This is a genomic window from Sphingobacterium griseoflavum (genome assembly GCF_014653155.1).
Classification (GTDB): Bacteria; Bacteroidota; Bacteroidia; order Sphingobacteriales; family Sphingobacteriaceae; genus Sphingobacterium; species Sphingobacterium griseoflavum.
Map to the genome: position 1 here is coordinate 14,792 of NZ_BNAF01000002.1, position 24,824 is coordinate 39,615.

26 protein-coding genes are annotated in these 24,824 nt (G+C 43.5%); 10 read left to right on the forward strand and 16 right to left on the reverse strand.

Translation table 11 applies throughout. The features are described 5' to 3' along the window. Nucleotides 1-321: 321 nt before the first annotated feature. The 4 genes from IE165_RS02115 (at nt 322) to IE165_RS02130 (ending at nt 4,286) form a co-directional block, all read left to right on the forward strand. Nucleotides 322-1,380 carry a hypothetical protein gene (locus IE165_RS02115; RefSeq protein WP_229826294.1) on the forward strand — a complete coding sequence of 353 codons (1,059 nt, stop codon included), beginning with the start codon at nt 322-324 and terminating at the stop codon, nt 1,378-1,380. Between the two features lie 353 nt (nt 1,381-1,733). Beyond that, complete coding sequence (locus IE165_RS02120) at nt 1,734-2,372, forward strand: ABC transporter ATP-binding protein (protein WP_189624959.1); 639 nt, start codon at nt 1,734-1,736, stop codon at nt 2,370-2,372. 59 nt (nt 2,373-2,431) lie between these two features. Then, nucleotides 2,432-3,802, forward strand: a complete 1,371-nt coding sequence (locus IE165_RS02125) for an FtsX-like permease family protein (protein WP_189624960.1) — start codon at nt 2,432-2,434, stop codon at nt 3,800-3,802. A gap of 1 nt (nt 3,803) precedes the next feature. After that, nucleotides 3,804-4,286, forward strand: coding sequence for a hypothetical protein (locus IE165_RS02130; protein WP_189624961.1), 483 nt, complete (start codon nt 3,804-3,806; stop codon nt 4,284-4,286). A gap of 35 nt (nt 4,287-4,321) precedes the next feature. On the opposite strand, the gene IE165_RS02135 is transcribed toward IE165_RS02130, so the two are convergent. From IE165_RS02135 to IE165_RS02175, 9 genes are all read right to left on the reverse strand, one after another. Next, nucleotides 4,322-5,041 (reverse strand): 16S rRNA (uracil(1498)-N(3))-methyltransferase, encoded by a 720-nt coding sequence (locus tag IE165_RS02135; RefSeq protein WP_189624962.1) that lies wholly within the window; start codon nt 5,039-5,041, stop codon nt 4,322-4,324. A 3-nt stretch (nt 5,042-5,044) separates the two neighbouring features. Then, complete coding sequence (locus tag IE165_RS02140) at nt 5,045-6,361, reverse strand: hemolysin family protein (protein ID WP_189624963.1); 1,317 nt, start codon at nt 6,359-6,361, stop codon at nt 5,045-5,047. Between the two features lie 8 nt (nt 6,362-6,369). After that, nucleotides 6,370-6,912, reverse strand: a complete 543-nt coding sequence (locus IE165_RS02145; RefSeq protein WP_189624964.1) for an inorganic diphosphatase — start codon at nt 6,910-6,912, stop codon at nt 6,370-6,372. A 6-nt stretch (nt 6,913-6,918) separates the two neighbouring features. Beyond that, nucleotides 6,919-7,566, reverse strand: coding sequence for a DedA family protein (locus tag IE165_RS02150; protein WP_189624965.1), 648 nt, complete (start codon nt 7,564-7,566; stop codon nt 6,919-6,921). A 52-nt stretch (nt 7,567-7,618) separates the two neighbouring features. Next, nucleotides 7,619-8,041, reverse strand: coding sequence for an HIT family protein (locus IE165_RS02155; protein WP_189624966.1), 423 nt, complete (start codon nt 8,039-8,041; stop codon nt 7,619-7,621). 290 nt (nt 8,042-8,331) lie between these two features. Then, nucleotides 8,332-8,805, reverse strand: a complete 474-nt coding sequence (greA, locus tag IE165_RS02160) for a transcription elongation factor GreA (RefSeq protein ID WP_189624967.1) — start codon at nt 8,803-8,805, stop codon at nt 8,332-8,334. A gap of 119 nt (nt 8,806-8,924) precedes the next feature. After that, complete coding sequence (locus IE165_RS02165) at nt 8,925-9,623, reverse strand: response regulator transcription factor (RefSeq protein ID WP_189624968.1); 699 nt, start codon at nt 9,621-9,623, stop codon at nt 8,925-8,927. Nucleotides 9,624-9,632: 9 nt separating this feature from the next. After that, nucleotides 9,633-11,306 (reverse strand): sensor histidine kinase, encoded by a 1,674-nt coding sequence (locus IE165_RS02170; RefSeq protein ID WP_189624969.1) that lies wholly within the window; start codon nt 11,304-11,306, stop codon nt 9,633-9,635. Nucleotides 11,307-11,312: 6 nt separating this feature from the next. Then, complete coding sequence (locus IE165_RS02175; RefSeq protein WP_189624970.1) at nt 11,313-13,202, reverse strand: S9 family peptidase; 1,890 nt, start codon at nt 13,200-13,202, stop codon at nt 11,313-11,315. 106 nt (nt 13,203-13,308) lie between these two features. On the opposite strand from IE165_RS02175, the gene IE165_RS02180 reads away from it, so the two are divergent. Beyond that, nucleotides 13,309-13,599 (forward strand): DUF4286 family protein, encoded by a 291-nt coding sequence (locus IE165_RS02180; protein WP_189624971.1) that lies wholly within the window; start codon nt 13,309-13,311, stop codon nt 13,597-13,599. Between the two features lie 53 nt (nt 13,600-13,652). Here IE165_RS02180 and IE165_RS02185 read toward each other — a convergent pair whose 3' ends face one another. From IE165_RS02185 to IE165_RS02210, 6 genes are read right to left on the reverse strand one after another with little or no spacing between them, the layout of a single operon-like run. Continuing rightward, complete coding sequence (locus IE165_RS02185) at nt 13,653-14,045, reverse strand: DUF983 domain-containing protein (protein WP_189624972.1); 393 nt, start codon at nt 14,043-14,045, stop codon at nt 13,653-13,655. A gap of 9 nt (nt 14,046-14,054) precedes the next feature. Beyond that, nucleotides 14,055-14,321: a CAMCR motif-containing small membrane protein gene (locus IE165_RS02190; protein WP_189624973.1), complete on the reverse strand. Its 267-nt coding sequence runs from the start codon at nt 14,319-14,321 to the stop codon at nt 14,055-14,057. A gap of 47 nt (nt 14,322-14,368) precedes the next feature. Beyond that, nucleotides 14,369-15,067, reverse strand: a complete 699-nt coding sequence (locus tag IE165_RS02195; protein ID WP_189624974.1) for an RluA family pseudouridine synthase — start codon at nt 15,065-15,067, stop codon at nt 14,369-14,371. 56 nt (nt 15,068-15,123) lie between these two features. Then, entirely contained in the window at nt 15,124-16,116 is a 993-nt protein-coding gene (locus IE165_RS02200; RefSeq protein ID WP_189624975.1) for an MlaD family protein, read from the reverse strand. Between the two features lie 6 nt (nt 16,117-16,122). Next, the gene (locus IE165_RS02205; protein ID WP_189624976.1) at nt 16,123-16,896 is read right to left on the reverse strand and encodes an ABC transporter ATP-binding protein; all 774 of its coding nucleotides are present in this window, start codon (nt 16,894-16,896) and stop codon (nt 16,123-16,125) included. 6 nt (nt 16,897-16,902) lie between these two features. Beyond that, entirely contained in the window at nt 16,903-17,661 is a 759-nt protein-coding gene (locus IE165_RS02210; RefSeq protein ID WP_189624977.1) for an MlaE family ABC transporter permease, read from the reverse strand. Between the two features lie 223 nt (nt 17,662-17,884). Between IE165_RS02210 and IE165_RS02215 the strand changes: the two genes are divergently transcribed. The 3 genes from IE165_RS02215 (at nt 17,885) to IE165_RS02225 (ending at nt 21,437) form a co-directional block, all read left to right on the forward strand. After that, on the forward strand, nt 17,885-19,219 hold the full coding sequence (locus IE165_RS02215) for a DUF6600 domain-containing protein (RefSeq protein ID WP_229826295.1): 1,335 nt from the start codon (nt 17,885-17,887) through the stop codon (nt 19,217-19,219). Nucleotides 19,220-19,533: 314 nt separating this feature from the next. After that, on the forward strand, nt 19,534-20,706 hold the full coding sequence (gene pncB, locus IE165_RS02220) for a nicotinate phosphoribosyltransferase (protein ID WP_189624978.1): 1,173 nt from the start codon (nt 19,534-19,536) through the stop codon (nt 20,704-20,706). Further along, a complete protein-coding gene (locus IE165_RS02225) occupies nt 20,706-21,437 on the forward strand; it encodes a class I SAM-dependent methyltransferase (RefSeq protein WP_189624979.1) in 732 nt (243 codons plus the stop codon). The genes pncB and IE165_RS02225 overlap by 1 nt, the downstream gene beginning before the upstream one ends. Before the next feature lie 94 nt (nt 21,438-21,531). Here IE165_RS02225 and serS read toward each other — a convergent pair whose 3' ends face one another. Beyond that, on the reverse strand, nt 21,532-22,803 hold the full coding sequence (serS, locus tag IE165_RS02230; RefSeq protein WP_189624980.1) for a serine--tRNA ligase: 1,272 nt from the start codon (nt 22,801-22,803) through the stop codon (nt 21,532-21,534). Between the two features lie 590 nt (nt 22,804-23,393). On the opposite strand from serS, the gene rsmI reads away from it, so the two are divergent. After that, nucleotides 23,394-24,062, forward strand: coding sequence for a 16S rRNA (cytidine(1402)-2'-O)-methyltransferase (gene rsmI, locus IE165_RS02235; protein WP_189624981.1), 669 nt, complete (start codon nt 23,394-23,396; stop codon nt 24,060-24,062). A 41-nt stretch (nt 24,063-24,103) separates the two neighbouring features. Further along, nucleotides 24,104-24,823, forward strand: a complete 720-nt coding sequence (locus IE165_RS02240; protein WP_189624982.1) for a PH domain-containing protein — start codon at nt 24,104-24,106, stop codon at nt 24,821-24,823. Nucleotide 24,824 lies beyond the last annotated feature (1 nt).

Here is a 24,824-nt window from a genome sequence, read left to right on the forward strand (position 1 = left end):
ATAAAACGTCGACCTTTTATCGCGAAGAGGCCGGCTGTACCAAAAGCAATTTTATGATCCATTCGATCGCCTCCTGATAGAAAGAAATCAAGCTTTTGGAAAAATCATACCTGCAGGAATTGCCATTAGCAAATTTATTGTTAAATTTATATAATCATTACGTTAACTAATTGCAGGTTGAGATGGGTAGTGCCACATAGCTTCTTGGAAAAACTTTTCTTTTTGAGTTTTTTAGTCTATTCCAATTTTTGCAATGGACAGGAAAGCTCATTTGATTTTTTTGGAGTACCATTCACATTCCCATCAGATACCATCAAACATATGCCTTTTTCTGCTGACGTCAAAACGACGGCGATCAATGCCTTCTACCAAGAAATGAGCCTAAGCAACTATCAGCCTACAGTAAATGCCCTACAAGCTTTTAAAAAACAGCAGGATTTAAATGATTGGTTTTATTACCAATTGATTCGAAAACTTGCCCAATCTCAAATTTCTAAATTTGAAAATTATAACCAGTACACCCTATTAAAATGGTTTTATCTTATAAAATCAGGCTATGATGCACGTTTGGCAACGCGTGACAACCAACTGATTTTATATGTGAGAAGTGAAGACGATATTTCTGATTTACCTTATTTCAGACTTGATAACAGCAGTTACATTTGTTTAAACTATCATGATTATGGCACATCGTTCAAGATTGATGTGCCCTACATCTTGGCAGACATTTACGATTCCTCATTAAAAAAAAACTTCAGCTATCGGGTCACCAAACTTCCATCGCTTAAATCCGAAAACTATAGGAGAAAGGACGTTGCTTTTACGTATAGGGGTAAGGTTTACAATTTCAAACTACGCATTAATGAAGAGATAAACGATATTTTCAACAATTACCCCATCGTCGACTACAGTTCGTATTTCAACATACCGATCAGCACGGAAACCTACGATTCTTTGATTCCTGCACTACGGAATTACACCAAGAGGATGAAGGTTGAAAAGGGTATCGATTATTTGATGCGCTTTACCCGTTACTCGTTTATGTACGAGGACGACCGTATCCTATATGGCAAAGAAAAGCGTTTGTCTCCGGAGCAAACCTTGATTAACGAAGCAAGTGACTGTGATGACAGAGCTGCACTCTTTTTTTATCTCGTAAAAGAAATCTATAATCTCCCGATGATCGCCATCCGTTATCCCACTCATGTAACGGTGGCTGTCCAATTTGACAAAACAATTGGCAAAGGAATACTTTACAAAGGGGAATATTACACGATATGCGAGCCCACTCCTCAAGAGACAGATCTTAACCTTGGTGAAGTATCGGCAAGGCACGCTGCTGAACACTATGAAATTGTATATCATTATTCCCCACGGTAAACTTTATCAGGAAGTTGCTCGCCAACTTGCATACCGTCGTAAGTACCTCCGGTAATCCAAGGTGCAACCATGTTAAAAGCACAACCATATTTACGGGACGTCGTCTCTGTTCCGCATTAGATTCCGTATGTGCCAGTATGCGCCGATTTTACATACGGATGTTATAATTCGTGCAGTGTTGCCGTTCGGGGACAAAGTACACGATCAATTATTAGCCTTTAGGCTTCGCCGGCACCACAGCGTGTCATGTGATAATCCCTATTGTATTTTTTTCGTTAGTTGCCTAGATGCAACCCAATTTCATTCGCACTTCTATGGAATTGTTTGTAATTTGCAGCATAAAACGATGATGTATGGCAGATATTGTATTATCCTCTTCGGAACTAAGCTACCAATACCCGCAAGGGGTGCTACTCACATTCCCTGATATCGTGATAACACGCAACCAGCATAGCCTTTTGCTAGGTGATTCAGGTAAAGGAAAGACCACACTGTTACATTTGCTCGGTGGTTTTTCTGAACCAACAAAGGGAATAGTAAAACTGATGGGGACAGATCTACATAGCTTTTCGGGCTCTTCATTGGATGCCTATCGCGCCAAACATCTCGGATTTATTTTCCAGGAAGCACATTTATTGAAAAATCTTACGGTTGCGCAAAACATTAAGCTGGCTCAGCATCTGGCGAAGCGGCCGGTCGATGAACAAGCGATCTCCGCAGTTCTTGATCAGCTGCAGCTCGCCGATAAGGCGGAGGCTTTACCGAACCAACTCAGCCGTGGCCAAAAACAACGCGTGGCGATTGCGCGCGCGATCATCAACCGTCCGGCGCTGTTATTGGCTGATGAGCCCACAGCCTCGTTGGACGATACGAATACCGAAAAGGTACTCAAACTGTTACTTGAAGCAGCCACTACGCACGGTTCTACCCTCCTCATAGCAACCCATGACAAAAGAATTAAGGATCACTTTGCCCAGGCCTACCAGCTGTAGCGCAAATACGGAATGACTTTAGACTGTAACACGCGCTAGGCGCCAACAATGACATATTTATGAATACGCTACAACTCGTTTGGAAAAACATAACACAACAGCTGGGATCGACGTTGCTCAGTATATTGCTAACAGCATTTGGCGTAGCCATCCTTTGTGTGATTTACATTACCGGTGATGCATTTGAAAAACAATTGACCAACAACAGCAAAAATATTGACCTCGTCGTTGGTGCAAAAGGCAGTCCTTTACAATTGATTTTAAGTTCGCTTTACCATGTCGACAACCCTACGGGCAACATAGCCCTAGACGAGGCACGTAAGCTCGGCAGCAATCCTTTTATCGAATTTGCAGTGCCTATATCCCTAGGCGATAATTTTAAGGGACATCGCTTAATCGGAACGGAACCCAGCTATCTAGACCTATACGAATTAAAAGTGGGAGAAGGTAAGGTATGGAGTAAAGCATTTGAAGCTTTGATAGGAAGCGATGTGGCGAGTAAGCGAGGGCTAAGGATTGGCGATACATTCAATACAGCACATGGCCTTTCAGCGGATGGGCATGTTCATGACGAGCATCCGTTTCACGTGGTCGGCATCTTGGAAAAATCCAACTCCGTTGTGGATAACCTTATCCTCTGCAATCTCGAAAGCGTATGGGACGTGCATGGCATTGCTCATGGGGAGGAGAGCCATGATCATGATAAACAGGATCATGCGCACGAACACGACCGCCACGCTCATCAGGATCATGAGGGAACTGTGGAAGCACAGGATCACGACGATGAAAGTCATAGTCATGTGCATGGCGGGGACGGTGAAATTGTCGCAGAGAAGCCCAGCGATGTGTTTATTAAAAGTATTGGTGAAGATATGTTGAATCACCGTGGTGAGGAGGTAACCGCGCTTTTGGTAAAATATGCCTCTCCGGCTGCCATGGGTATTATCCCCCGCTTGGTCAATCAGTCTACCGACATGCAGGCCGCATCACCGGCTATTGAAAGCACACGGTTATTTTCACTCTTAGGCGTCGGGCTCGACTCACTGGCCATTTTGGCCTATGTGATCATGGTTATTGCAGGACTTAGCGTATTTATTAGCTTATATAACGCCTTAAAAGAAAGAAAGTATGATTTAGCAGTTATGCGCTCTATGGGGGCTTCCCAAACTAAACTATTCGGCTTGGTATTAGTCGAAGGACTAGTGATCACCTGCATTGGTGGACTAGTTGGCTTGCTGTTTGGTCACTTTTCGCTCTATCTAATCAATCAGCAGGCTAGCGAGAGCGCTGGTTTCATCGAGGCTTTTCGCGTGAATAGCAAAGAATTATTCTTAATTTTGGCTGCCTGTATTATCGGATTTTTGGCAGCACTGATTCCGGCAGTACGCGCTTATAATACATCTATTTCAACTATTCTATCAGATAAATAACATGAAACAGTTAATCATATTTCTACTCGTCAGTTTTTCAAGCCTACCTTTTGCACAAGCACAAGTCGGTCAATTTCCTGAAATGAACGTACCCGACCATACGCCTATGATGAATAGCACATGGGAGGCCATTGATAAGATGATGTACAAAGTAACTTACGAAGGTAACAAAAAGGTATATACACCCACCTATCCGCCAGCATTGAAGGCGTTGGAACACAAAACGGTTGAATTACCTGGTTATTTGGTCCCGTTGACCAGCGGCCGTTCGCATAAAAAATTCATGCTTTCTGTGCTTCCCGTGATGCAGTGTATGTTCTGCGGATCCAATGGAATCCCACCGATGGTCGAGATCTTTTTGAAAGATGGCTCGGTCTTGTTTACGGAAGAACCGATCAAAATTAAGGGTAAAATGAAGTTCAATCCAGAGCCTTTAAAAGGAAATGCTGAAATACAAATTGTGGATGCGGTCGTGATCAAGTAAGCGGGGGTATAGCACATTCACGTAGCGCTAATTGTTTAGGACCTGTTCAGCAAGGCTATCTCTATACAGCTACTTAGTGCTGCTGTCTCTGTCCGCAGGCGGCTACGACCAAGTGACACCGGTTGAAAGCCATGTTCAATAGCCTGATTGATCTCCTTTTCGGAAAAATCACCTTCCGGGCCGATCAATACCAAATAGTTTCCCGCAGGCCTGCATACATCATTTAAATACATTTTCTCGCCATCTGCGCAATGCGCGATGCAAGTTACCACGTCTGGACGGCCACGTTGTTCCTTCAAAAACTGGGTAAAGGATACCGCTGGATTTATGGCGGGTAAATATGCTTTTAAAGATTGTTTCATCGCCGAAACAGTGACTTTCCCCAATCGATCAAGCTTTACTTCTTTTCGTTCGGAATGGTCGCAGATGATTGGTGTGATCTCTTGAACTCCTACTTCCGTAGCTTTCTCCAAAAACCACTCCGTCCGATCGTTGTTCTTGGTCGGTGCAATAGCGACATGTAAATGATAGGAAGGTTTCTCATACGACTGCACCACCTGTTCGATCACGAGCGTGGTTCTTTTAGGATGTGGTTCTAGGATCTTTGCTGTATACCAGCCTCCCAAACCATCCACCAGATATACGGTGTCACCTTCCTGAAGTCGCAGCACACGAACAGCATGTTTGCTTTCCTCTTCGTTCAATACAAAGTTTAGATGTTGAGGCGCTAATGATGGTGTATAAAACAAATGCATATGCTAGTCTTCGTCGATGTCGTCGTTCGGCGTTTCGACAAGATCAAGTTTCACAAATTCAATGTTTTGCTGTGTCTTTTTAATAATGGTGATTGCATAACCCTCCACTTCTTTTACTTCGCCGACATCGGGAATTTTTTCGAAGAAATGGCTAACGAGACCCGCGATAGTATCGTAGTCAGAACTCTCTGGCAGTTCCAATGGCAAATAGCCATTAGCATCATGCACATTTGCGCCAGCATCAACCATATATTCTGTTTCTGAAATACGCTCTACAACGGGCGTTTCTTCATCATACTCATCCTGTATTTCGCCTACCAGCTCTTCCACAATGTCTTCCAACGTCACCATGCCTGCTGTACCACCAAATTCATCCAGCACGATGGCAATTTGAATCCGCTTCAGTTGAAATTCAGTCATCAAATCGTTAATCTTCTTTGTTTCTGGAATGAAGTAGGGCTTACGCATAATATTTTTTAATACGACTTCTTTCCCCTTAACGATAATGGGCAAGATGTCTTTCGTATGGACGATGCCGACAATCTGATCTATGTTATCATCGTAGATCGGGATACGGGAATACCCTTCCTCTGTTACGGTAGCAATAAATTCATCTGCAGAATCGAGCATATCGACCGCTACGATCTTCGTACGTGGAACCATGATATTCTTCACAATCCTTTCGTTAAAATCGAACACGTTTTTAATCAACTCATGCTCGGCGTTGTTCAGGGCTCCGCTCTCTTTCCCTTTTTCCAACAAATACTGCAGTTCTTCCGAGGAGTGGCTAGCTTCATGTCCGTGCACGTCTACACCAATCAGGCGCAATAGGAAATTGGCAAATCCATTCAGCAACCATATGATAGGGCGGAAGATAAAATAGAAAAATTGTAAAGGAGCCGCGATACGCATGGTTGTAGCGACAGGACGCTGTATCGCTATGGATTTAGGTGCCAGCTCGCCGAATACAATATGTAAGAAGGTGATGATACTGAATGCTAACACATGGCCTAGGTTTTTGGCAATAGGTCCACTCAGCTCGACATTGAAAATACCAAATATCTTATGGACGATCTCGGTCATTACCGCTTCTCCTACCCATCCTAGCGCAAGAGAAGCCAAAGTAATTCCCAGTTGTGTCGCTGCAAGGTAACCATCGAGATGTTCCGTAATATTTTTGGCAATCTTTGCCACTTTGCTACCGGATTTTGCCTGCAGTTCAATTTGCGAAGCTCTTACCTTCACAATGGCGAATTCTGCTGCTACAAAAAAGCCATTAGCTAATACCAAAAATATTGTCCAGAAAACGTCGACGGCCATGCTAGAATCTATTTATTACCAAATTCTTTGTTGTACAACGCGATACTTTCCAACAAGATTTCCTGAGCCCGTTCGCGACCATGCAATCCCTCTACCTGCACAGACTTTTTCTCCAACGCCTTGTAGCTCTCAAAAAACTGTACGATTTCTTTCATAACGTGTGGTGCCAATTGCTCAATGTCTGTGATATAGCTATAAATGGGATCATTTTTTGCAACCGCGATGATCTTGTCATCTTGTTCGCCACCATCCACCATGTTCATCACGCCGATGACCTTCGCTTCGACCAATGTCAATGGCAAAATATCAACCGAACAGATGACCAAAATATCCAGTGGATCTTTATCATCGCAATAGGTTTGCGGAATAAATCCGTAATTTGCTGGATATACGACCGAAGAACTTAACACGCGATCCAACAAAAGTAATCCGGTATCTTTATCTAACTCGTACTTTCCTTTAGAACCATTTGTAATTTCAATAACCGCATTGACGGAATTTGGCAAGTCGCTACCGGGAGCTATCTGATGCCAAGGATGTGTTTTACTCATTAATTATTATGACTGTTTTGTTTGTTTTCTACTTTTCAACCATCTTTTCAGCAATGCAATAGCTATAGGTAAAAATGCTATAACAATTAAACCGACGATGATATATTCGACGTAGTTTATTATCGATGGAAATTTGACTCCGAGAAAATAACCCGTAAGGGTCAACAAAGAAGCCCATAAAAACGCTCCAATAATATTGTAGAGGACAAATTTCCTAAAGTTTAGTTTAACTACTCCGGCAAATATAGGTGCAAATGTACGAATAATAGGAACAAAGCGTCCAATAACAAGCGCTGTTCCCCCATATTTCTGATAAAATTCTTCGGCCATAATTACATATTTGCGTTTGAACAGGAAGGAATCCTTTCGTTTGAAAAGCATCGGACCTGTTCGATACCCGAACCAATATCCTGCGAAATTACCAAGAATACCTGCGGCAAGAATGCCCAAGTACATCGTGGTGATATCGACATCTATCTTCCCAAGCGCACAAAATAGACCGGCCAAAAACAACAGGTAATCGCCGGGCAGAAAAAAGCCAAAGAAAAGTCCCGTTTCCGCAAAGACAATCAATACAACAATGTAGAACCCACCATGGCTCAATAGATACTCGGGATCCATCAATTGCTGAAAGGACAGCCACAAATCTTGCATACGTTATAGTTAAGGAGCGGCCGAGAGACCGCTCTTATCATTCTTATACCCGTTATTGATTTTTACCAGCATTCGTCACTTCAGAAATAGCCTCGCGTATCTGCTCGGCAATTTGTGTCATCTCTTCCTCGACCAGTTCCAACTTAGGACGGCCAAAATTCATATCGTCGACCTGATTTAAAGGTATCAAGTGAATATGCGCATGTGCCACCTCCAAACCCACGACAGCTACTCCAACTTTCCGACATGGGAAAACACGCTTTATACCTTGCGCAACGATCTTCGCAAATACCCACATGCCCATATACTCATCGTCGTGAATATCAAAAATGTAATCTGTTTCCTTTTTTGGAATGACCAACACATGGCCGTGGGTTAAAGGACGTACGTCCAAAAAAGCTAGATAATCGTTGCTTTCAGCTACTTTGTACGCTGGAATCTCACCGGAAACTATCTTTGAAAAAATCGTTGACATATCTTATCTTCATTTAAGAATCACAAACAAACTTAGATAAATTTGCAATCATATGCAATTATAATCGCGCCGAATATCGCTGTACGTATCGCCCACTAAGGCTGTTTCGACGTACAAAACCAAAACATAAAGAACTTTTACTATTTACTATTGGAAGGCCTCGAGATCAATAGCTCCTCGATACGTATCCAAAAGAAACAAAAAGACGGCTGTACATCTACAACCGTCTTTGCAATATTTGTACAGTATGTGCGGCTATGGCAATACCGCACATAACCTTTACATCTGTTTTACCGCGATATCTCGAGTATTTCGAATTCCATCACCCCTGCTGGCGCTTCTACCTGGGCAACTTCTCCAACCGATTTACCTAAAAGTCCCTGCGCAATTGGCGACTTGACAGATATCTTACCTGATTTCAGATCCGCTTCGGTCTCCGAAACCAACTGATAGGTCATGACAGCGTTATTCTTCTTGTTCTTGATCTTGACGTAAGACAAAGCTAGTACCTTGGAAGTGTCCAAGGTTGACTCGTCTATCAGACGCGCACTCGCCAACACTTCCTCCAATTTCGCAATCCTAGTTTCATGTAGACCTTGCGCCTCCTTAGCCGCGTCATACTCTGCATTTTCGGATAAATCTCCCTTATCCCGCGCTTCGGCTATCGCTTTAGCAATATTCGCTCTACCTTCTGTTTTCAACTGCTGCAACTCTTGTTTCAGCTTGTCCAATCCATCTTGGGTGTAATACGTTACTTCTGCCATTTTATATGTATCAAAAAATCAAAAAAAAAGACAAGACCATACCATCCTTCGTCAGGACAACATGGTCTTGTACCTTGTTTGCTAAGATAGCAAGCAACAATCATAAAAGCAAATTCTTTTTATTCTTCCTCTTCGCTATCGACAAATTTATACCCTAAACCACGCACGGTTTGCAAATAGTGCGGCTTATCAGGGTTTGTTTCGATTTTTTTGCGCAACCGTACGACATGCATATCCAAGGTACGCGTATTTACATTGGAGCTGTAACCCCAAACAACCTCCATCAATTGTTCTCGGGTAATCTCCTGCCCTACATTTTGCAAAAAATACAGCAGAATTCTATTCTCCAAGATGGTTAATTCAATCTTACGACCGTCCCGCACCAAAGAATGGATATTCGGGTGATGTTCGGTATTCCCGAACGAATAGATATCGTTGTTCTTCGGCAAGAAGAACCGCACCTTGTTTTCGATCATAGCCACCAGCACATCCATATTGAATGGCTTCGTAATGTAATCGGTGACACCGTAACTATACGCGTCGATCTTATCGACATCTTGTGACTTTGCGGTCATCATAATAATGATGTTGTCAAAGCCCGAATTCCGGACGGACTCACAAACTTCGATCCCTTCTTTACCAGGGAGCATCCAGTCCAGTAGTACGACAGCAGGTTTCTGCTGTGTAATAAGCTCTTCGGCTTCCGTACCGTTTCCGGTTTGGATAACTTTATAACCTTCCGTTTGCAAACGATGGGCAACTAAAAAACGAAGATTTTCATCGTCCTCGACTACCGCTATAGTGATATCTTTACTCATAATGATTACTTAATTCATTTTTGGACCAAGGGGCAACAGTAAGGTAAATGTGGTCCCCTGATTCAGCACACTATCCACCCGGATCTCCCCACCCATAAAATCAACAATCTCTTTGCAAAATGCCAAGCCTAAACCAATACTGCCTTGTTGATTGAACTGGTTTTTAACTCGGTAAAACTTCTTGAAGATACTGTTAAATTCTTTTTTACTTATACCGATGCCCTGATCCTTGAACCTAATAACAAAATTCTTTTTATTTTGTTGTACATCTATATTTAAAAACTTTCGCTTTGACTCTGAATACTTGTATGCATTATCAATCAGGTTTTGAAAAACACTCAGTAGCAAAGTCGTATCGATCATCATATTGTTTTGGACTTCGATTTGATAGGAAAAGTTTAAATCAGGATATTTCAATTTTACTGCATCAAAAATCGGTTCGCAGAATTCTTCAACCCCTACTTCCTCCTTATGTGCCTTGATCGATTTGTTTTCGATCTGTGCGAAAGAGAGCAGTTTATTCATCAAACTGTTTAACTTATCTGCTTCCTGATCCAAGATTTTTCCATACATCCGCTGCTCCTCTGTCGACAGTTTATCAGAGCTTTGTATGTTATTCCCCGCTATTTTGATCACACTGACCGGCGTTTTAAACTCATGTGTCAAATTGTTGATAAAATCATATTGTAGCTGAAAAAGTTTGCTGTTGATGGTCACATTCCGATAAATCAAGTACGCGATAAATATCAAAATGAGATAAATCACTGAAACTCCCACACTAACGGGTAAAAATCGCCGATTGATTTCCTTATTCAAAAAGCTTTCTGAGCTGGTGTACTGCAATTTGTAGTCTGATAGCGCTCCTGGCAAGGACAATTCGGTCTGGAAATAATACCGTTGGTCAGTCACTCTTCCGGACACAATCGGCAAAATCTCAATCTTTTCGTAGAGATTGGGTGCGACGTTTTTAATTTGAATTTTACTTGGATTGATCAAAAATAGGAACATATCCTGATCGTAAGAAACCACGGGATTGTCCGGTGATGACATCATTTGTTTGTAGGCAAGCAGGTCTGAAATTCGCGGGATATTCATATAAGACACCTTGCCGGCATTCAACGTATAAAAGACCTTGTAAATATCATTATCTGACATCCGGGTTGAGTCATTCACACGATCTAAAAAACCGACAAATTTTAACACCATACTATTGAAATCCTCTGTATAGGCTCGGGTTTCGGTGCTTTCCTTACGTTGGGCAACTAATCTATTCTGTGTATCCAACCTGAAAGATATCACATTTTTTGGGTACACCAGTAAATGGTTATATTTAATACCGGCCTCGATGGAATCCGAATTGGTCACGGTGATATCATAAAAAAGCACACTTTCAACAAATGCATTCTTCCGGATAACGTCATTGACATAAGCTGCCGCTTTCACAGAGTCCAAATATCCTTGGTAGTAAGAAATTTCAGGAATCTTGTCATTAAAAAATTCTTGGAAAGGCTGCACCGATTGATCGAAGACCTCAACTTTTCGGTTATTAAATTCTGTTTCTATAAAATTTGCTATCATCGAGCGCGCAGACAGCATCGCAACGATAAAGAGTATGGTAACCAATACCACGAAAGCAATCAGCAATCCAAAGTTTTTCCGGTATCTTAATTGGTTATAGGCCATGAATCGTTACAAGTACATTTTTAGAAATGCTTCAACTTCTTGATAGTAATTGATAATATTTTCCTCGCTTTTAAATCGACGTCCCTCTTCTTCGCGATAAATATATTTGACAGGGACCTTGTTATTTTTCAGTTTCTGCACGAATTGATTTGCATCGGTTAAGGAACTATAACGATCGCTTCCTCCTTGTGCAAACAGCACGGGGATCTTTACGCGGTCGGCGTGAAAGACTGGAGAAATAGCTTTGAACATCTCGTATTCTTTACTGGGATTGCCTATGATATTGTAAAATAAACGCACGTACTGCTGTTGGTAAGGTGGAATCTCTTTAAAATAGGTAAAAAGATTGGTGTAACCGGACATTGCCAAAGCACAGCGATAGAAAGATGAATTATAAGTCGCAGCATGCAATGCGGAATACCCACCGAATCCCGTCCCCATAATGGCGACCCTTTTTTTATCGACAATACCCTGATGAATCAAGGTAGTCACTCCATCGATAATGTCGCTTTGTATTTTGCCGCCCCACTCCTTAAAGCCTGCAGCCCAAAACTTCCGCCCATAACCAATAGAACCTCGGTAATTGAGTTGGAACACTAAATATCCCCGATTTGCTAAAAACTGAACCTCGGCGTCAAAATCCACACTCTCCCGCCGATTTGGCCCGTCATGAACGAGTACCACCACGGGCAGATCCTTCCGTTTTCCTGTTTCCGGATAAGTTAAGAAGCCGTGGATCGTCAAGCCATCCCGACTTTGGTAACGAATGGCCTGCTTGGGCGATAGGGTAGCATTGACCAACTTTTGATTCATATCGACCAACAGATCTGCCTGCTGCTTTTTGACGTTGAAATAATAGATAGCCCCTGCATTCACATCGGTGGATATTTTGACAATCCAATTTTGCAGGCTACTATCCGTATCTACAATCTCAATGCTTTGACCCTTAAACTGTGAAGAAAGCTTCTCAAAGTTGTCGCGGAATGCCTTGTTGAAAAACTGCTTTTCTGTCTTATCGGCGGTATATTGGCTGAACACCATCTCCTGCAAGTTGTCCGAATAGCCTACGGGTTCAAGATCTACCTCGGCGTTGCTATAAATCAATCGCTCTTCCTCGCCGCGCTCAATGTTGTATTCCACCAAAGCCAATTTATCGCGCCCATGATTTGAAAGCGCATAGATGATTTTCGTTTCACCTTTCACAAATCCAAGCGGTTGGATAAGTGTCTGATAGTCTGTCGTCGCAACCTGCTTAAAAGCAACATTTTCATCGGGTCGGTAGAGCATACTTTCTTGTACGCTGTCACTTGTAACCGCCAAGCGAACTTTACCATCAGGTGATGGGAACCAGTTTAAGATGTTACCAGGATTTCTTGTGACAAGCTGAGGCTTGCTTCCGTCGAGGAATATTTTATAGATATCAAAGATAGTGGAATCTCGGTCGTTGATGGCTGCCAACAAATAATTGCCATACAATTTTTGGGGCTGCAGCCATCGTAGTTTAGCTTTCTTTACGGCCAACAGGGGTTTGCTCTGCTCGTCATTGACCGCTATGCCAAAGACGCGTAAACTATCATTGGGGGTATGGCTGTTTGAATAAACGATAGCCGAATCAGATACCCAAAAGAAATACTGTACGTTCATGTCCGACTGGTAGGTCAGCTGTTTAGATTTACTTTTATCATGCAGATCCAGCACAAAAATATTCCGGCAATGGTCATCCACGCCCAAGTACGCTATTCGCTTTCCGTCGGGCGAGAGCCGAAAGTTGCTTTTCTCGGGCTTCACAAAAAAATCTTCAACAGGGATAAGTCGATCGGTATTCTGCCTATCTCCACAACACAGCAATAGCGCCATCATCCCAAAAGCAAAACCCCAAAGCAAACATCTATACATATTTCAATCCAATTCCAATTCAAATATTGTCAATTTTTACCATAATGGTGCATGTGCAACCTTATTTTTACAGACGAGTTATGCCGCTTTTTTGATACATTTGCGCATGATTTTGTACAATATTTCCATAATCGTCGACGATAGTAGCCACGACGATCTGCTGGGCTGGATCAAAAAACAAATCCCGCAGCTACCAACAGGCATCCATCTGTTAAAAATGCTGGACTCTCCGCATGACGGAACTACTTATTGTCTACAGATTACTGCAGAAGACGATGCCGCAATTGGCTTGCTCCAAGCAGAAATCCTTCCTACTTTGCAGCAATACATTGTTACCAAGCATTCAGAAAAAGCGTTTATTTTCGACAGTAAAATGCAATATATATCAATCGATTAAACAGTATTTGCGTGATCAGTAAAAAATAGGCTTGTTTGCTATCCTATGAAAAGCTACTTTTCCAATTCGCTTTCGAAACGAGGATTGTATACTACTTTAGGTGATAAATAATGTAGCAAGACTAGACGGGAATAACGTAAATTAAACGGTGCGAATATAATAATTGCTAGGAATAACACCGCAATATACATCCATGGCGACTCACTCCGCGTGAAAAATGCCGTAGCCAATCCTAAGCTCACCACTTCTGCCACGGAAAAAGCGTAGCTCACATACATAGCTGCATAAAAATAGCCGGGCTCAATCTCAAATTTTAATCCACAATGTGGACATTGCTCGTACATATGCTGCTTCTTAAAGCCGTAGATAGGGCCTTCAAACATTTTACCAACCCGGCATCGCGGACATTTGGACTGCAGCAAAGCTTTAAATCTTGTTGTCGACATGCAGCAAGTTTATTGTTCAAACGGAGAGACACCTTTAGGTTGACTTTTGCGGTACTTTTTGTACCACAAAACACCGACACCCACAGCGATCAGATACGGAATAGCCAACAAAAATAGAATACCGTCATTCAGACCCTTCCCTTGCGTATTGCCATTTGCCGCACTATTTTCCGCGTTTAGTGAGCACATCGCGCACTGGGCGGCCACATCGGCACAAACCATTATCCCGATAACAAGCAACACCAACAGTAAAATACTCGGATTTCTTGATTTCATAGCACAAAAGTACTTAATTTTTCATTAAGTTACCCCGTGCTTCCAATTTAGTTGCGCTCTAAAAGCAGGTTGAACTTTTCCCAAAAACCATCAACGGGCAGATCCGCTGTGATCTGCACAGCCTCATCTTTAATAGGGTGAATAAAACTTAATGACCTCGAATGCAAGCAAATAGAACGACGAAGGCTTCCACGGGGGTAACCATACTTGTTGTCGCCAACTATTGGACATCCCATGTATGCCAACTGGCAACGGATCTGGTGTGTCCGGCCTGTGACCGGAGTTACTTTCAAGAGATAGTAGCCATCCAACTCTCCTAGCACTTCGTAACTCAACTCGGCAAAACTACCTCCCTTGACTTCCCTATCATAGGCTTTCGTGACCATCTTCTTCCGATCGCGAAGCAGCCAATTCTTGAGGCTGTCCGTATCTTTCTCAGGCCTATTTCGTACCACTGCCAAGTAAGACTTTGCTACTTTTCTATCGTGAAACAAGCGATTCATCCGATCAAGCCCCTTGCTGGTTTTGGCAAAGAGGATCATGCCGCTCACAGGCCGGTCCAATCGGTGAATTACCCCCAAAAATGCACCATTGGGCTTTTCGTATTTTGTAGCCAAATATTCCTTGACCATCTCCTCCATCGATAGATCGCCACTGTCATCTACCTGCACAATGTCCCCGGCTCTTTTGTTTATTGCTATATAATGGTTGTCTTCATAAATGACATCCCTATCTGTTATATTCATGGTCTGTTTTTAGCAGGAAGGTGACAACGATGTACAGCTTGCCTTTCCTGCATATACTATTTCAAAGTGTCCGCTGAAACATTGTCCTTCTCTTTATTCTGCTTTTTGAAATAGCCCCTAAAAAGAAAGTTGCTTTGCAACGCCTTCATGTTATCGTCCAACTTCTCCGTGCTCAGGTTAAGGTTTCTCAAAATTTGCTTAATTTCCGCAGCTGCTTCCGGGTCATTTGTTAATACACCGATAGCATTATCTTTGTCGTTCAAGCGAGCAGACGTCGTGTTCAAGTTTTCCATCAGGGCTGATGCTGTCTGCGTTACACCTTGCAGCTGTGCAGCAGATTGCCGTAAACTGGCAAAGACTGCTGTATCTGTAGTAAGATCATGGATCAATCCTTGGTCACTGTTTAACTTCGTCATCAGCACCGCCAAATTTGCCGACGCTTTGTTGGCATCGCTCATTACTTTATTTAGGGAGTTGACAGACCCCTTCAGCGATAGGGCGATGGTCGAATCCGTCATCAAGGCTCCAACAGTTCCCTTGCCTTCCACCATCTGTTTCGATAACAGTGCAAAATTCTTGGTGATTTCTACCAAATTTTCATTGTTGGTTTGTAACGTAGCGAACATGGCGTCCGTATCGGTACCTCCGACAGACTTCACTACATCTCCATTTTTAATCGCGGCTGCCTGGTCTGATCCGCCGATCAAGCTGACAATAGCGTTACCTATCAAACCGTCCGACCCAAGTTTTGCGACCACGTCTTCGCGAATGAATTCGCTCGACTTCTCTTCGATGTGCATCACAACCTTCACATCATCTATACTTTGAAACTTGATCTCCTTGACAATACCAACCTTTACACCCGAAAACCAAACATTGTTACCAACTTTTAGGCCTTTTACGTCATGGAAATAGGTAGTTACCACCAAGTTTTTACTAAATTTATTTTGTTGCGTCCCCAGTACCAAAATCCCGGCCACCAAAATAATCAATCCGATTAAAACAAATAATCCAACTGTAAGCGTACGCTTTCTCTCGTTTGTACTCATATATCTTTAAACAATAAAATTATAATCATAAAATGGTTTGACACGTTTGTCCTCCGTATCAAAAATCTCTTGGAATGTACCCTGGCGCTCAAATTTGCCATCTAATAGCATGACCATACGATCGCCCACCATCTTTGCACAAGCCAAGTCGTGCGTGATAATGATAGAAGAGGTATTGTAACGTTCTTGCACCTCGTTGATCAAAGAGTTGATATCTAAACAGGTTATCGGATCAAGCCCGGCAGTAGGCTCATCATAAAGCATAATATCAGGACGAAGGATCAATGTCCGGGCAATACCTATCCGTTTTCGTTGTCCACCAGATAGTTCAGATGGCATTTGATTAATGGCTTGCGATAGACCTACACCTTCCAGCACTTCCTCTACCTCCTTATCTATCTCCGCTCTTGTCAAGTTGCGTTTGTTCCGAACAAGCGGAAATTCCAAGTTCTCGCGCACGGTCATACTATCATATAACGCACTGTTCTGAAAAGAGAAACCGATACGTTGCCGTAGTGCGCGCAGTTCGCGGTCGTCCAGTTCATTCACGGTCTCACCCAACACCCGAACATTTCCCGTATCAGGACTTAATAATCCCGATATCAGCTTGATAAGCACCGATTTACCGGTTCCAGATCGCCCTAGCACCACTAAATTTTCACCTTTATAAAGCCTGACATCCACATTACGAAGAACGTGCAGGTCACCGAATGATTTACTAACATCATCTACATGGATGACCGTTTCATTCTGATCGATATTCACTTTATTCTTCTCCATCTTTTATCAATTGATCAGTGCCAATAATTGAACTATAAGCAACTCTTCGACGAACACCAAAAACATAGACGAAACGACTGCACTGTTTGCAGCCTTTCCTACACCTTCGGTGCCTTTGGTAGAGTAGTAACCCACGTATGAACTGGCGAAGCCTATCGTAAAACCAAATACGACCGCTCGGATCACCATGGCAAAAATATCCTTCGCAGCGATAGATTCGAACACTTGGGTAAAAAAAGCCAGCATACTGAGATCGTCTTTACCAATGATACTCAAGTAACCGCCAAACAAACCGATCCCCGCCACGTAGAAACAAAGAACCGGAATCATAAAGGTAGTTGCTATAATACGTGTAGAAACCAAGAACTTGGTGGGATTTGTTCCCGAAACCTCCATAGCGTCAATCTGCTCGGTTACGTTCATGGAACTAAGCTCAGCACCAATCTGCGATCCCACTTTCCCGGAGGCAATCAGTGCGGTTACCAGGGGTGCTAAAGCCCGCACAATAGCTATGGAAATCAACGCCGGCAACCAAGATGTCGCGCCAAATTCTTCCAACGATGGCCTAGATTGCTTGGTAAAAACAAAGCCTACGATAAAGCCTGTCAAGCTGATCAATGGGAAAGATTTCCATCCAATTTCATAACATTGGCGAATTATCTCTTTGAACTCGTAAGGTGGAGATACCGCTTCTCGCAAAAAACTCACCATAAAACGGTGGATCCGAGCGAACTCGATAAGTAGTTTTTCTATTTTACTTCCCATTTACATATGAAGTTAACACTGAAGCACAAACTGATGTGCTTAAAAAAATACGCGACAAATGTACAAACTTTTTGTTTCTACTGCTATGCTGTCCCTTGTCAATAATTACATAACCAAAATAATTGCCATTTGTTTACAGTTTCTTAGCAAAGATTAAACCTTCCGATATACGCACCAGTCCTACTACCAAACAAAATTAGTTTCACCTTTAAACGACAAGACTATGAAACGCATGAACACACTCCCCACATACTTGGCCATCGTCGCGATCTTTTTTTCCGTTTTTCTAACTAAGGCGGTATATGCGCAGCCTTACGGAGAGGTTTCATTTGACCTTTTCTACGACGAATTATCGCCTTATGGTGATTGGGATCGCGATGCGAACTATGGTGATATTTGGTTTCCACATGTAGATCGTAATTTTCGTCCGTACGGAACCAATGGTTATTGGACGATGACCGAATATGGCAATACGTGGGTCTCCAACTATGATTGGGGTTGGGCGCCGTTTCACTATGGACGCTGGGTGTACACAAACTATAATGGCTGGGGATGGATCCCCGATTACGAATGGGGCCCGGCTTGGGTCGATTGGAGAACTGGTGGCGGATACTACGGTTGGGCGCCAATGGCTCCACGCAGCCGGGTGCAGGTAGCGGTCGCAATGCCGCTAAATCTTTGGGTATTTCTTCCCGTACGTCGCATCTACGATCCTTATATTTCGCGTCACTGGAGCTATGGGCAGCGTAGCATCTATAATCGCACCACTATCATCAACAATACCTATGTGGTAAACAACCATCACTATTATGGTGGCCCTGGGCGTCGTGATATCGAACGCAACATAGGACGCCGGGTGAATGTGCGAGAGATTCGTACGATCGATCGCCCCGGACGCTCACGGGTAGACAGCCGTTCTGTATCTTTATACAGACCCGATCGTAATACCGTGCGTTCTTCAAGCAACAACACTTCTCGTGCAAATACAGGAATGGCGAACCGCAGTACGGTCAATTCTAGTCGAAATGAGCGTTCGGCAGGAAATTCACGTAACACATCAAGAAGCGCTGCAACAACAAATGAGTCACGAACGTCGCGTGGTAACGTAGGCACAGCCCCCACCACCCCTCGCAGCAATACGCGGACGACCACTGCCGGTCGTGCTACACAGACCGAAAGCCGTGCATCCCGCGACGCTGGGCGTTCAGCTGCGAATAACACAGGCTTACAAAATGGTGGACGCAGCTCGAGTGCCACGGTTCGGGGAGGGCGCGCGGAAAACAGTAGTAGGACACCTGCACAGGGACCAAGCCGAAGCAGCGCGACTGAGCGCCCGCAAGCGGCTCCTCAGCAACGGAGCGCACCAAATCGCAGCGAGAGCCGTGCACCGCAACGCCAAAGCGCGCCGGTGCAGCAGGCAAGTCAACGTAGCAGCACTTCCAATGCACAGGCAAGCCGCTCCGCCTCATCCCGAACAGAACGGAGTAGTGCAGGAGGGAGCAGCCGAGCCTCGAAAAGTAGCAATAGCGAGCGTTCCAGTGGCCGCAGTACACGTTAGATAAAGAACTATTTTAATTGAACACTTAGTTCGGAGGGTTTTATGCCCTCCGTTCTTGTTTCGTGACCACGTTATAACCGAATCGTGTCCTGTACCCCACAAATGCAACGCTAACACCACCTTGCTCCCCAAGCAAGCACAAGGTAACCCATCGATGTAGTCTAGTGCTCATACCCTCCTTGGCCGATGGAAGCCAGACGGCTGCATGCTACCTTAATAAATAAACAACTTATAGACAAAAGCTTAAAAGCATACAAAGTAAGTTTCGTGTTTTTATTGTTAACTTCACGTGTTTTAAATTTTAAGTTCCTTTCATGGCGGCATTATCATCGATACTCGATAACGACTTCTATAAATTCACCATGCAATTTGCAGTTAGCAAATTGTTCCCCAGGGCGAGGGCACGCTATCAATTCATCAATCGCGGGAATCATCAATTTCCAGACGGTTTTGACAAAAAGCTGCGAGAGGCGATCAGCGAAATGGCACAACTACGGCTGACCAAATTAGAGAAGCAGTTTTTACGAGAAAAGTGTCCTTACATAGACCCTACATATCTCGACTTCCTACAAGGGTATCGCTACGATCCAGAAGAGGTTCATATCGAGCAGCGGGGCGGCGAATTAACCGTGGGTATCGAAGGGTATTGGTACCGTACGATTTTATGGGAAGTCCCTATAATGTCTTTGATATGTGAGCTTTACTACGAAGTAACCGGCCTAAGTAGAGTTTCTGATGAAGAAGTTTGCGACATTGCATACAGCAAAATGCTGAAGTACGACAAGCTGCCCGTTACCTTGGCAGACTTTGGAACCCGTCGCCGGCATTCCTATTCCGTGCATGACCTTGTGATCCGCACATTAAAAAGACATCCGTCCAACACCTTCATCGGCACATCTAATGTACATTTGGCCATGAAGTACGAGACGACGCCAATCGGCACGCATGCACACGAATGGTTTATGTTTCATGCTGCGAAGTATGGCTACAAAATGGCCAACCTGCTCGGTCTCGAACATTGGTCGGATGTGTATCGCGGGGATTTAGGCATTGCCCTCTCCGACACATACACCACAAAAGTGTTTTTCACCCAATTTGATAAGAAGCTGACTAAACTTTTCGACGGCGTACGACATGACAGTGGCGACCCCTTGAAATTTGCCCAAATGACGATAGCGCATTATCAGCAAAAAGGTATAGACCCTAGATCGAAAACGATCATTTTCTCGGACGGCTTGGACTATGACAAGGTAGAAAGCATAGCGGCATTCTGCAAGGGTAAAATCGGACATTCTTTTGGTATAGGAACGGATTTTACCAACGATGTAGGTGTTCCTCGCATGAATATTGTTCTAAAAATGACCGAGGCTAAGCCCGAGGATGGTGAATGGACGCAAGTAATTAAACTATCAGATGAGCCCAATAAACATACCGGCACGCAGCAGGAAATAGCGATTGCAAAAGAAATTTTAAAGATAAGCGTGTAATGGAGAGAGATGTTTACGGTGAAGCACTAAATGACTTCCATACACTGGGAGAGCTTAAAGAACCACTATTTTTGCACAGTAGTTACGGCGACATCGAGGAGATGCCTATTGAGGTTTTCTTCCGGGATGAAGAAGATTTTCCGGAGCTGGAACACATTGCTTTAGCTTTGTGTGACGGGCATGTTTTGGATGTAGGTGCAGGTGTCGGCGGCCATGCCTTACACCTGCAACAAAAGGGCTTTCTAGTGGATGCGATAGAGCAATCGGCCATCGCCTGCAGCATCATGGCCCAACGCGGAGTGCAAACCATCTTGGAAGGCGACTTCTTTAAATTGGAAAACAAGCAGTACGACACCCTTCTCCTTCTCATGAACGGCATTGGCTTAGCAGGGACACTGGAAGGTTTTCGATCATTTTTACGCCATGCAAAAACACTACTTCGAAAAAATGGGCAGCTGCTATTTGACTCTTCAAACATTGCTTATTTGTATGATGAGTACAAGATCGAAAAACCAAAACATTACTTTGGAGAGATTCGATTTCAATACGCCTACAAAGGTCATACGGGACAGCCATTTGCTTGGCTATACATAGACCAAGACGAGCTGATCAAAATCGCTCGGGAAGAAAACTGGGTTGTACAAATACTCTTTGAAGATGACAATGACCAATATTTGGTCAGGATGGAACCAAGAACTCCGCAGCAAACAGAGCAAGAATCAGCCCCGTAAATGACCTTCTGCGATATAAAACCGTGTTGCTGTGCAAAAAAAGCGTAGACGAAAATAACCGTCTACGCTTCTTTAGGACACCCAAAACGGGTGTTTAGTCGATCCATTCAAAACCTGTATACGGCACCAGTACTGCTGGAATACGAATTCCTTTTTCAGATTGATTATTCTCTAATATAGATGCAACGATGCGTGGCAAGGCCAATGCAGATCCGTTCAATGTATGGGCGAGCTGCATTTTTCCCTCTGCGTTTTTAAAACGCACTTTCAGGCGGTTAGATTGATACGTTTCAAAGTTGGAAACCGAAGACACTTCTAGCCAACGCTGTTGTGCGGCACTGAAAACCTCCATGTCATAGGTCAACGCAGACGTGAAGCTCATATCTCCACCACAGAGACGCAACACACGATAAGGCAGTTCCAATTTTTGCAACAAACCTTGGATATATAGGCTCATCTCTTCAATAACGGCATAAGATTGATCAGGGTGCACAATCTGAACAGTCTCTACTTTATCAAACTGGTGCAATCTGTTCAGTCCGCGTACGTGTGCGCCGTAGGACCCCGCTTCACGGCGAAAACACGGCGTATATGCTGCGTGTTTGATCGGAAACTCTTCTTCCTTGACGATAACGTCCCGATAAAGATTTGTTACAGGCACCTCTGCCGTTGGAATCAAATAAAAGTCGTCTCCGGTGACATGGTACATCTGCCCTTCCTTATCCGGAAGTTGCCCCGTTGCGAAAGCAGAAGCTTCGTTGACGAAAATCGGAACCTGGACTTCGCTATAACCAGCCTCGGCGGCTTGGTCCAAGAAAAAATTGATCAGCGCTCGCTGCAAGCGTGCTCCCTTATCTTTATATACGGGAAAACCAGCACCCGTTACCTTCACCCCCAGCTCTAGGTCCACAATATTATATTTCGTTAGCAGTTCCCAGTGTGCTTGGGCAGATGCAGATAATGCGGGGACCTCCCCGTGTTCCAAAACCACCTCATTATCCTCTGCCGAATGTCCATTCGGCACTGAAGCATGCGGCAAATTAGGCAATTGCACCAGCTTATCGTGCAATTCTTTTTCCACTTCTGCCAACTTATCCGCGAGTTGCTTCACCTGTTCCTTATACCCGGAGGATTTGGACTTGATCGCTTCAGCTTCCTCTCGCTTACCTTGGCGCATCAAATCTCCAATCTGCTTTGCTGCAGTATTGGCTTCCGCAGCGATGGAATCGGACTCGTTTTGAATTTTACGACGCGATTCATCCAGCTCAATCAATTGATCAATCAAATCGATGTCTTTAAAATTCTTGACGGCCAATCGCTCGATCACCGTATCCCTGTTCTCACGGATAAAATTTATTTGTAGCATAATGTAGAATAACGTTTTTACTTGGACAAAGATAAGAAGTGAGAACGAATTCCCCCCAGAATCGCCAATATTCCAAATCTACGACATATTTGTTATAAATTTCACATCAAAACTTTGCTCGTCTTAAAGAAATATCATAAATTTGATTGCATCACAAAGGAATTAACAATTAATTGATTTAAAGGTAACTTCCGATTTACCTAAGGATGATACCTTTGTGTATACTTGATTAAAAAGAATTAGATTATGTTGAAAGATTTAGATATTTTCGAACAGGAAGCTTCCATTGAACTTCAGGAATTTGCCTACGATGGCGATGATTTTGTTGATTTGGAAGACTAGCTCGCTATCTCTTCCGTTCCTATCGACAAGCCCCTGTCGGTAGTTTTAGACGGTTCGCGGAAAAATAGTCATTGCCCCGACAATTATTGAGCGTGCTTTCCCTAGATTTCATACAGCAACTATAATGATTAGGTTAAGATACCTGTACATTGTTCATCACATCGTATTTTAGGTATCATCAGTTGCTTGGCCCTACATAGCACGATCCCGCATACGCAAATAAGCTGTAATTTTTCTTAACTTTGTTTATGCTATATTTAGTACCCACGCCAATAGGCAATTTGGAAGATATGACCTTTAGGGCTATTCGCCTATTAAAGGAGGCGGATTTAATTCTGGCGGAAGACACGCGCACCAGTGCACCGCTTCTCAAGCATTTCGGTATTGAAAAAAGGGTATTTGCTCACCATCAGCACAATGAACACAAAGCCGTATCAGAAATCCTCAAATTTTTGAAAGAAGGAAAACAAATAGCGTTAATATCCGATGCTGGCACCCCTGCCATTTCCGATCCTGGATTTCTTTTAGTGCGCGAAGCTATCAAGGAAGGTCTAGAAGTACAGTGTTTACCCGGTGCTACGGCATTTGTGCCTGCGCTGGTCAACTCGGGGCTTCCGAACGATCGGTTTTGTTTTGAGGGTTTTTTACCGGTTAAAAAAGGCAGACAGACACGTATGAAGCAACTTGTGGCAGAAACACGCACGATGATTTTTTATGAATCTCCTCACCGCATCTTAAAAACGATCGATGAATTTATTCACTATTTTGGCGAGGAACGCGAGGCATCAATCTCCCGGGAGCTGAGCAAGCTTTACGAGGAAACCGCACGTGGAACCTTAGCGATGTTAAAATTACATTTTGAGAACAATCCCATAAAGGGAGAATTCGTATTTTGTGTAGCCGGCGCTGCACAGTAATGGTTTAGTTCCTTGCGCATTAACATTAATTAAATTTTAAAATGGCTATAGAAAAGTTTCTTCAAGATGGACAGGATCCTAAGGTGGTCGAAAAGATTCACGATAAAATTATCGACATGCTTACGGCAGGCGAATTTATCCAATATATATCCCTGCAAAAGAAACCTGCTGTCACGTTGCTACCCGATAGCATCACGGTCAGCAACAAACGAATTTTCCTATGTGAATTCACGAAGCTTGGTTTGGCTACCAATTTCGAGATATTTTCTTGGAATGACATCAAAGACATTGCATTCAAAGAAGAGATATTTGGCTCTAAAGTGACGGTAATCCCACAAGCTGGCGAAAATCTAACAATTGATTACATTCCTAAAGTTCAGGCTCGAAAACTCTACCAACTGATCAAAGAAGCTTTAGAAGGCACAAAAGCACCTGTTGAAAGGCCTCCGGTAGACCGCAGTTTCCAACACATAGAAACAGAACCTGCAGCGACAAACGTCGAACCCGAGAAAGATCATCAAGCGGCAAGTAGCCAGCAGCAAATTGGGGATACCCACACACGAAAAATAGATGAGCTGGACGGGCAACTACCTGTACCCGCAGTTTTTTCTGGCGAGCGGGATGAATCTTCCACCCTCCATTCGGAAGAAGATGATGAGCTGACGCAGAAGCTAAAGAAACTCAAAACGCTATACGATAGGCAGTTGATTACGCAGGCAGAGTACGAAACAAAGAAGACAGAGCTTTTATCACAATTGTAGC

What these genes read in the sequence shown, in the direction of transcription:
- serS (WP_189624980.1), bottom strand. Translation starts at nt 22,803, where the DNA reads ATGCTACAAATAAATTTTATCCGTGAGAACAGGGATACGGTGATCGAG.
- IE165_RS02240 (WP_189624982.1), top strand. Translation starts at nt 24,104, where the DNA reads ATGGCTATAGAAAAGTTTCTTCAAGATGGACAGGATCCTAAGGTGGTC.
- IE165_RS02225 (WP_189624979.1), top strand. Translation starts at nt 20,706, where the DNA reads ATGGAGAGAGATGTTTACGGTGAAGCACTAAATGACTTCCATACACTG.
- IE165_RS02175 (WP_189624970.1), bottom strand. Translation starts at nt 13,202, where the DNA reads ATGTATAGATGTTTGCTTTGGGGTTTTGCTTTTGGGATGATGGCGCTA.
- IE165_RS02155 (WP_189624966.1), bottom strand. Translation starts at nt 8,041, where the DNA reads ATGTCAACGATTTTTTCAAAGATAGTTTCCGGTGAGATTCCAGCGTAC.
- IE165_RS02130 (WP_189624961.1), top strand. Translation starts at nt 3,804, where the DNA reads ATGAAACAGTTAATCATATTTCTACTCGTCAGTTTTTCAAGCCTACCT.
- IE165_RS02185 (WP_189624972.1), bottom strand. Translation starts at nt 14,045, where the DNA reads ATGTCGACAACAAGATTTAAAGCTTTGCTGCAGTCCAAATGTCCGCGA.
- IE165_RS02200 (WP_189624975.1), bottom strand. Translation starts at nt 16,116, where the DNA reads ATGAGTACAAACGAGAGAAAGCGTACGCTTACAGTTGGATTATTTGTT.
- IE165_RS02190 (WP_189624973.1), bottom strand. Translation starts at nt 14,321, where the DNA reads ATGAAATCAAGAAATCCGAGTATTTTACTGTTGGTGTTGCTTGTTATC.
- IE165_RS02150 (WP_189624965.1), bottom strand. Translation starts at nt 7,566, where the DNA reads ATGCAAGATTTGTGGCTGTCCTTTCAGCAATTGATGGATCCCGAGTAT.
- IE165_RS02125 (WP_189624960.1), top strand. Translation starts at nt 2,432, where the DNA reads ATGAATACGCTACAACTCGTTTGGAAAAACATAACACAACAGCTGGGA.
- greA (WP_189624967.1), bottom strand. Translation starts at nt 8,805, where the DNA reads ATGGCAGAAGTAACGTATTACACCCAAGATGGATTGGACAAGCTGAAA.
- IE165_RS02165 (WP_189624968.1), bottom strand. Translation starts at nt 9,623, where the DNA reads ATGAGTAAAGATATCACTATAGCGGTAGTCGAGGACGATGAAAATCTT.
- IE165_RS02115 (WP_229826294.1), top strand. Translation starts at nt 322, where the DNA reads ATGCCTTTTTCTGCTGACGTCAAAACGACGGCGATCAATGCCTTCTAC.
- IE165_RS02210 (WP_189624977.1), bottom strand. Translation starts at nt 17,661, where the DNA reads ATGGGAAGTAAAATAGAAAAACTACTTATCGAGTTCGCTCGGATCCAC.
- IE165_RS02135 (WP_189624962.1), bottom strand. Translation starts at nt 5,041, where the DNA reads ATGCATTTGTTTTATACACCATCATTAGCGCCTCAACATCTAAACTTT.
- pncB (WP_189624978.1), top strand. Translation starts at nt 19,534, where the DNA reads ATGGCGGCATTATCATCGATACTCGATAACGACTTCTATAAATTCACC.
- rsmI (WP_189624981.1), top strand. Translation starts at nt 23,394, where the DNA reads ATGCTATATTTAGTACCCACGCCAATAGGCAATTTGGAAGATATGACC.
- IE165_RS02180 (WP_189624971.1), top strand. Translation starts at nt 13,309, where the DNA reads ATGATTTTGTACAATATTTCCATAATCGTCGACGATAGTAGCCACGAC.
- IE165_RS02170 (WP_189624969.1), bottom strand. Translation starts at nt 11,306, where the DNA reads ATGGCCTATAACCAATTAAGATACCGGAAAAACTTTGGATTGCTGATT.
- IE165_RS02140 (WP_189624963.1), bottom strand. Translation starts at nt 6,361, where the DNA reads ATGGCCGTCGACGTTTTCTGGACAATATTTTTGGTATTAGCTAATGGC.
- IE165_RS02205 (WP_189624976.1), bottom strand. Translation starts at nt 16,896, where the DNA reads ATGGAGAAGAATAAAGTGAATATCGATCAGAATGAAACGGTCATCCAT.
- IE165_RS02120 (WP_189624959.1), top strand. Translation starts at nt 1,734, where the DNA reads ATGGCAGATATTGTATTATCCTCTTCGGAACTAAGCTACCAATACCCG.
- IE165_RS02215 (WP_229826295.1), top strand. Translation starts at nt 17,885, where the DNA reads ATGAAACGCATGAACACACTCCCCACATACTTGGCCATCGTCGCGATC.
- IE165_RS02145 (WP_189624964.1), bottom strand. Translation starts at nt 6,912, where the DNA reads ATGAGTAAAACACATCCTTGGCATCAGATAGCTCCCGGTAGCGACTTG.
- IE165_RS02195 (WP_189624974.1), bottom strand. Translation starts at nt 15,067, where the DNA reads ATGAATATAACAGATAGGGATGTCATTTATGAAGACAACCATTATATA.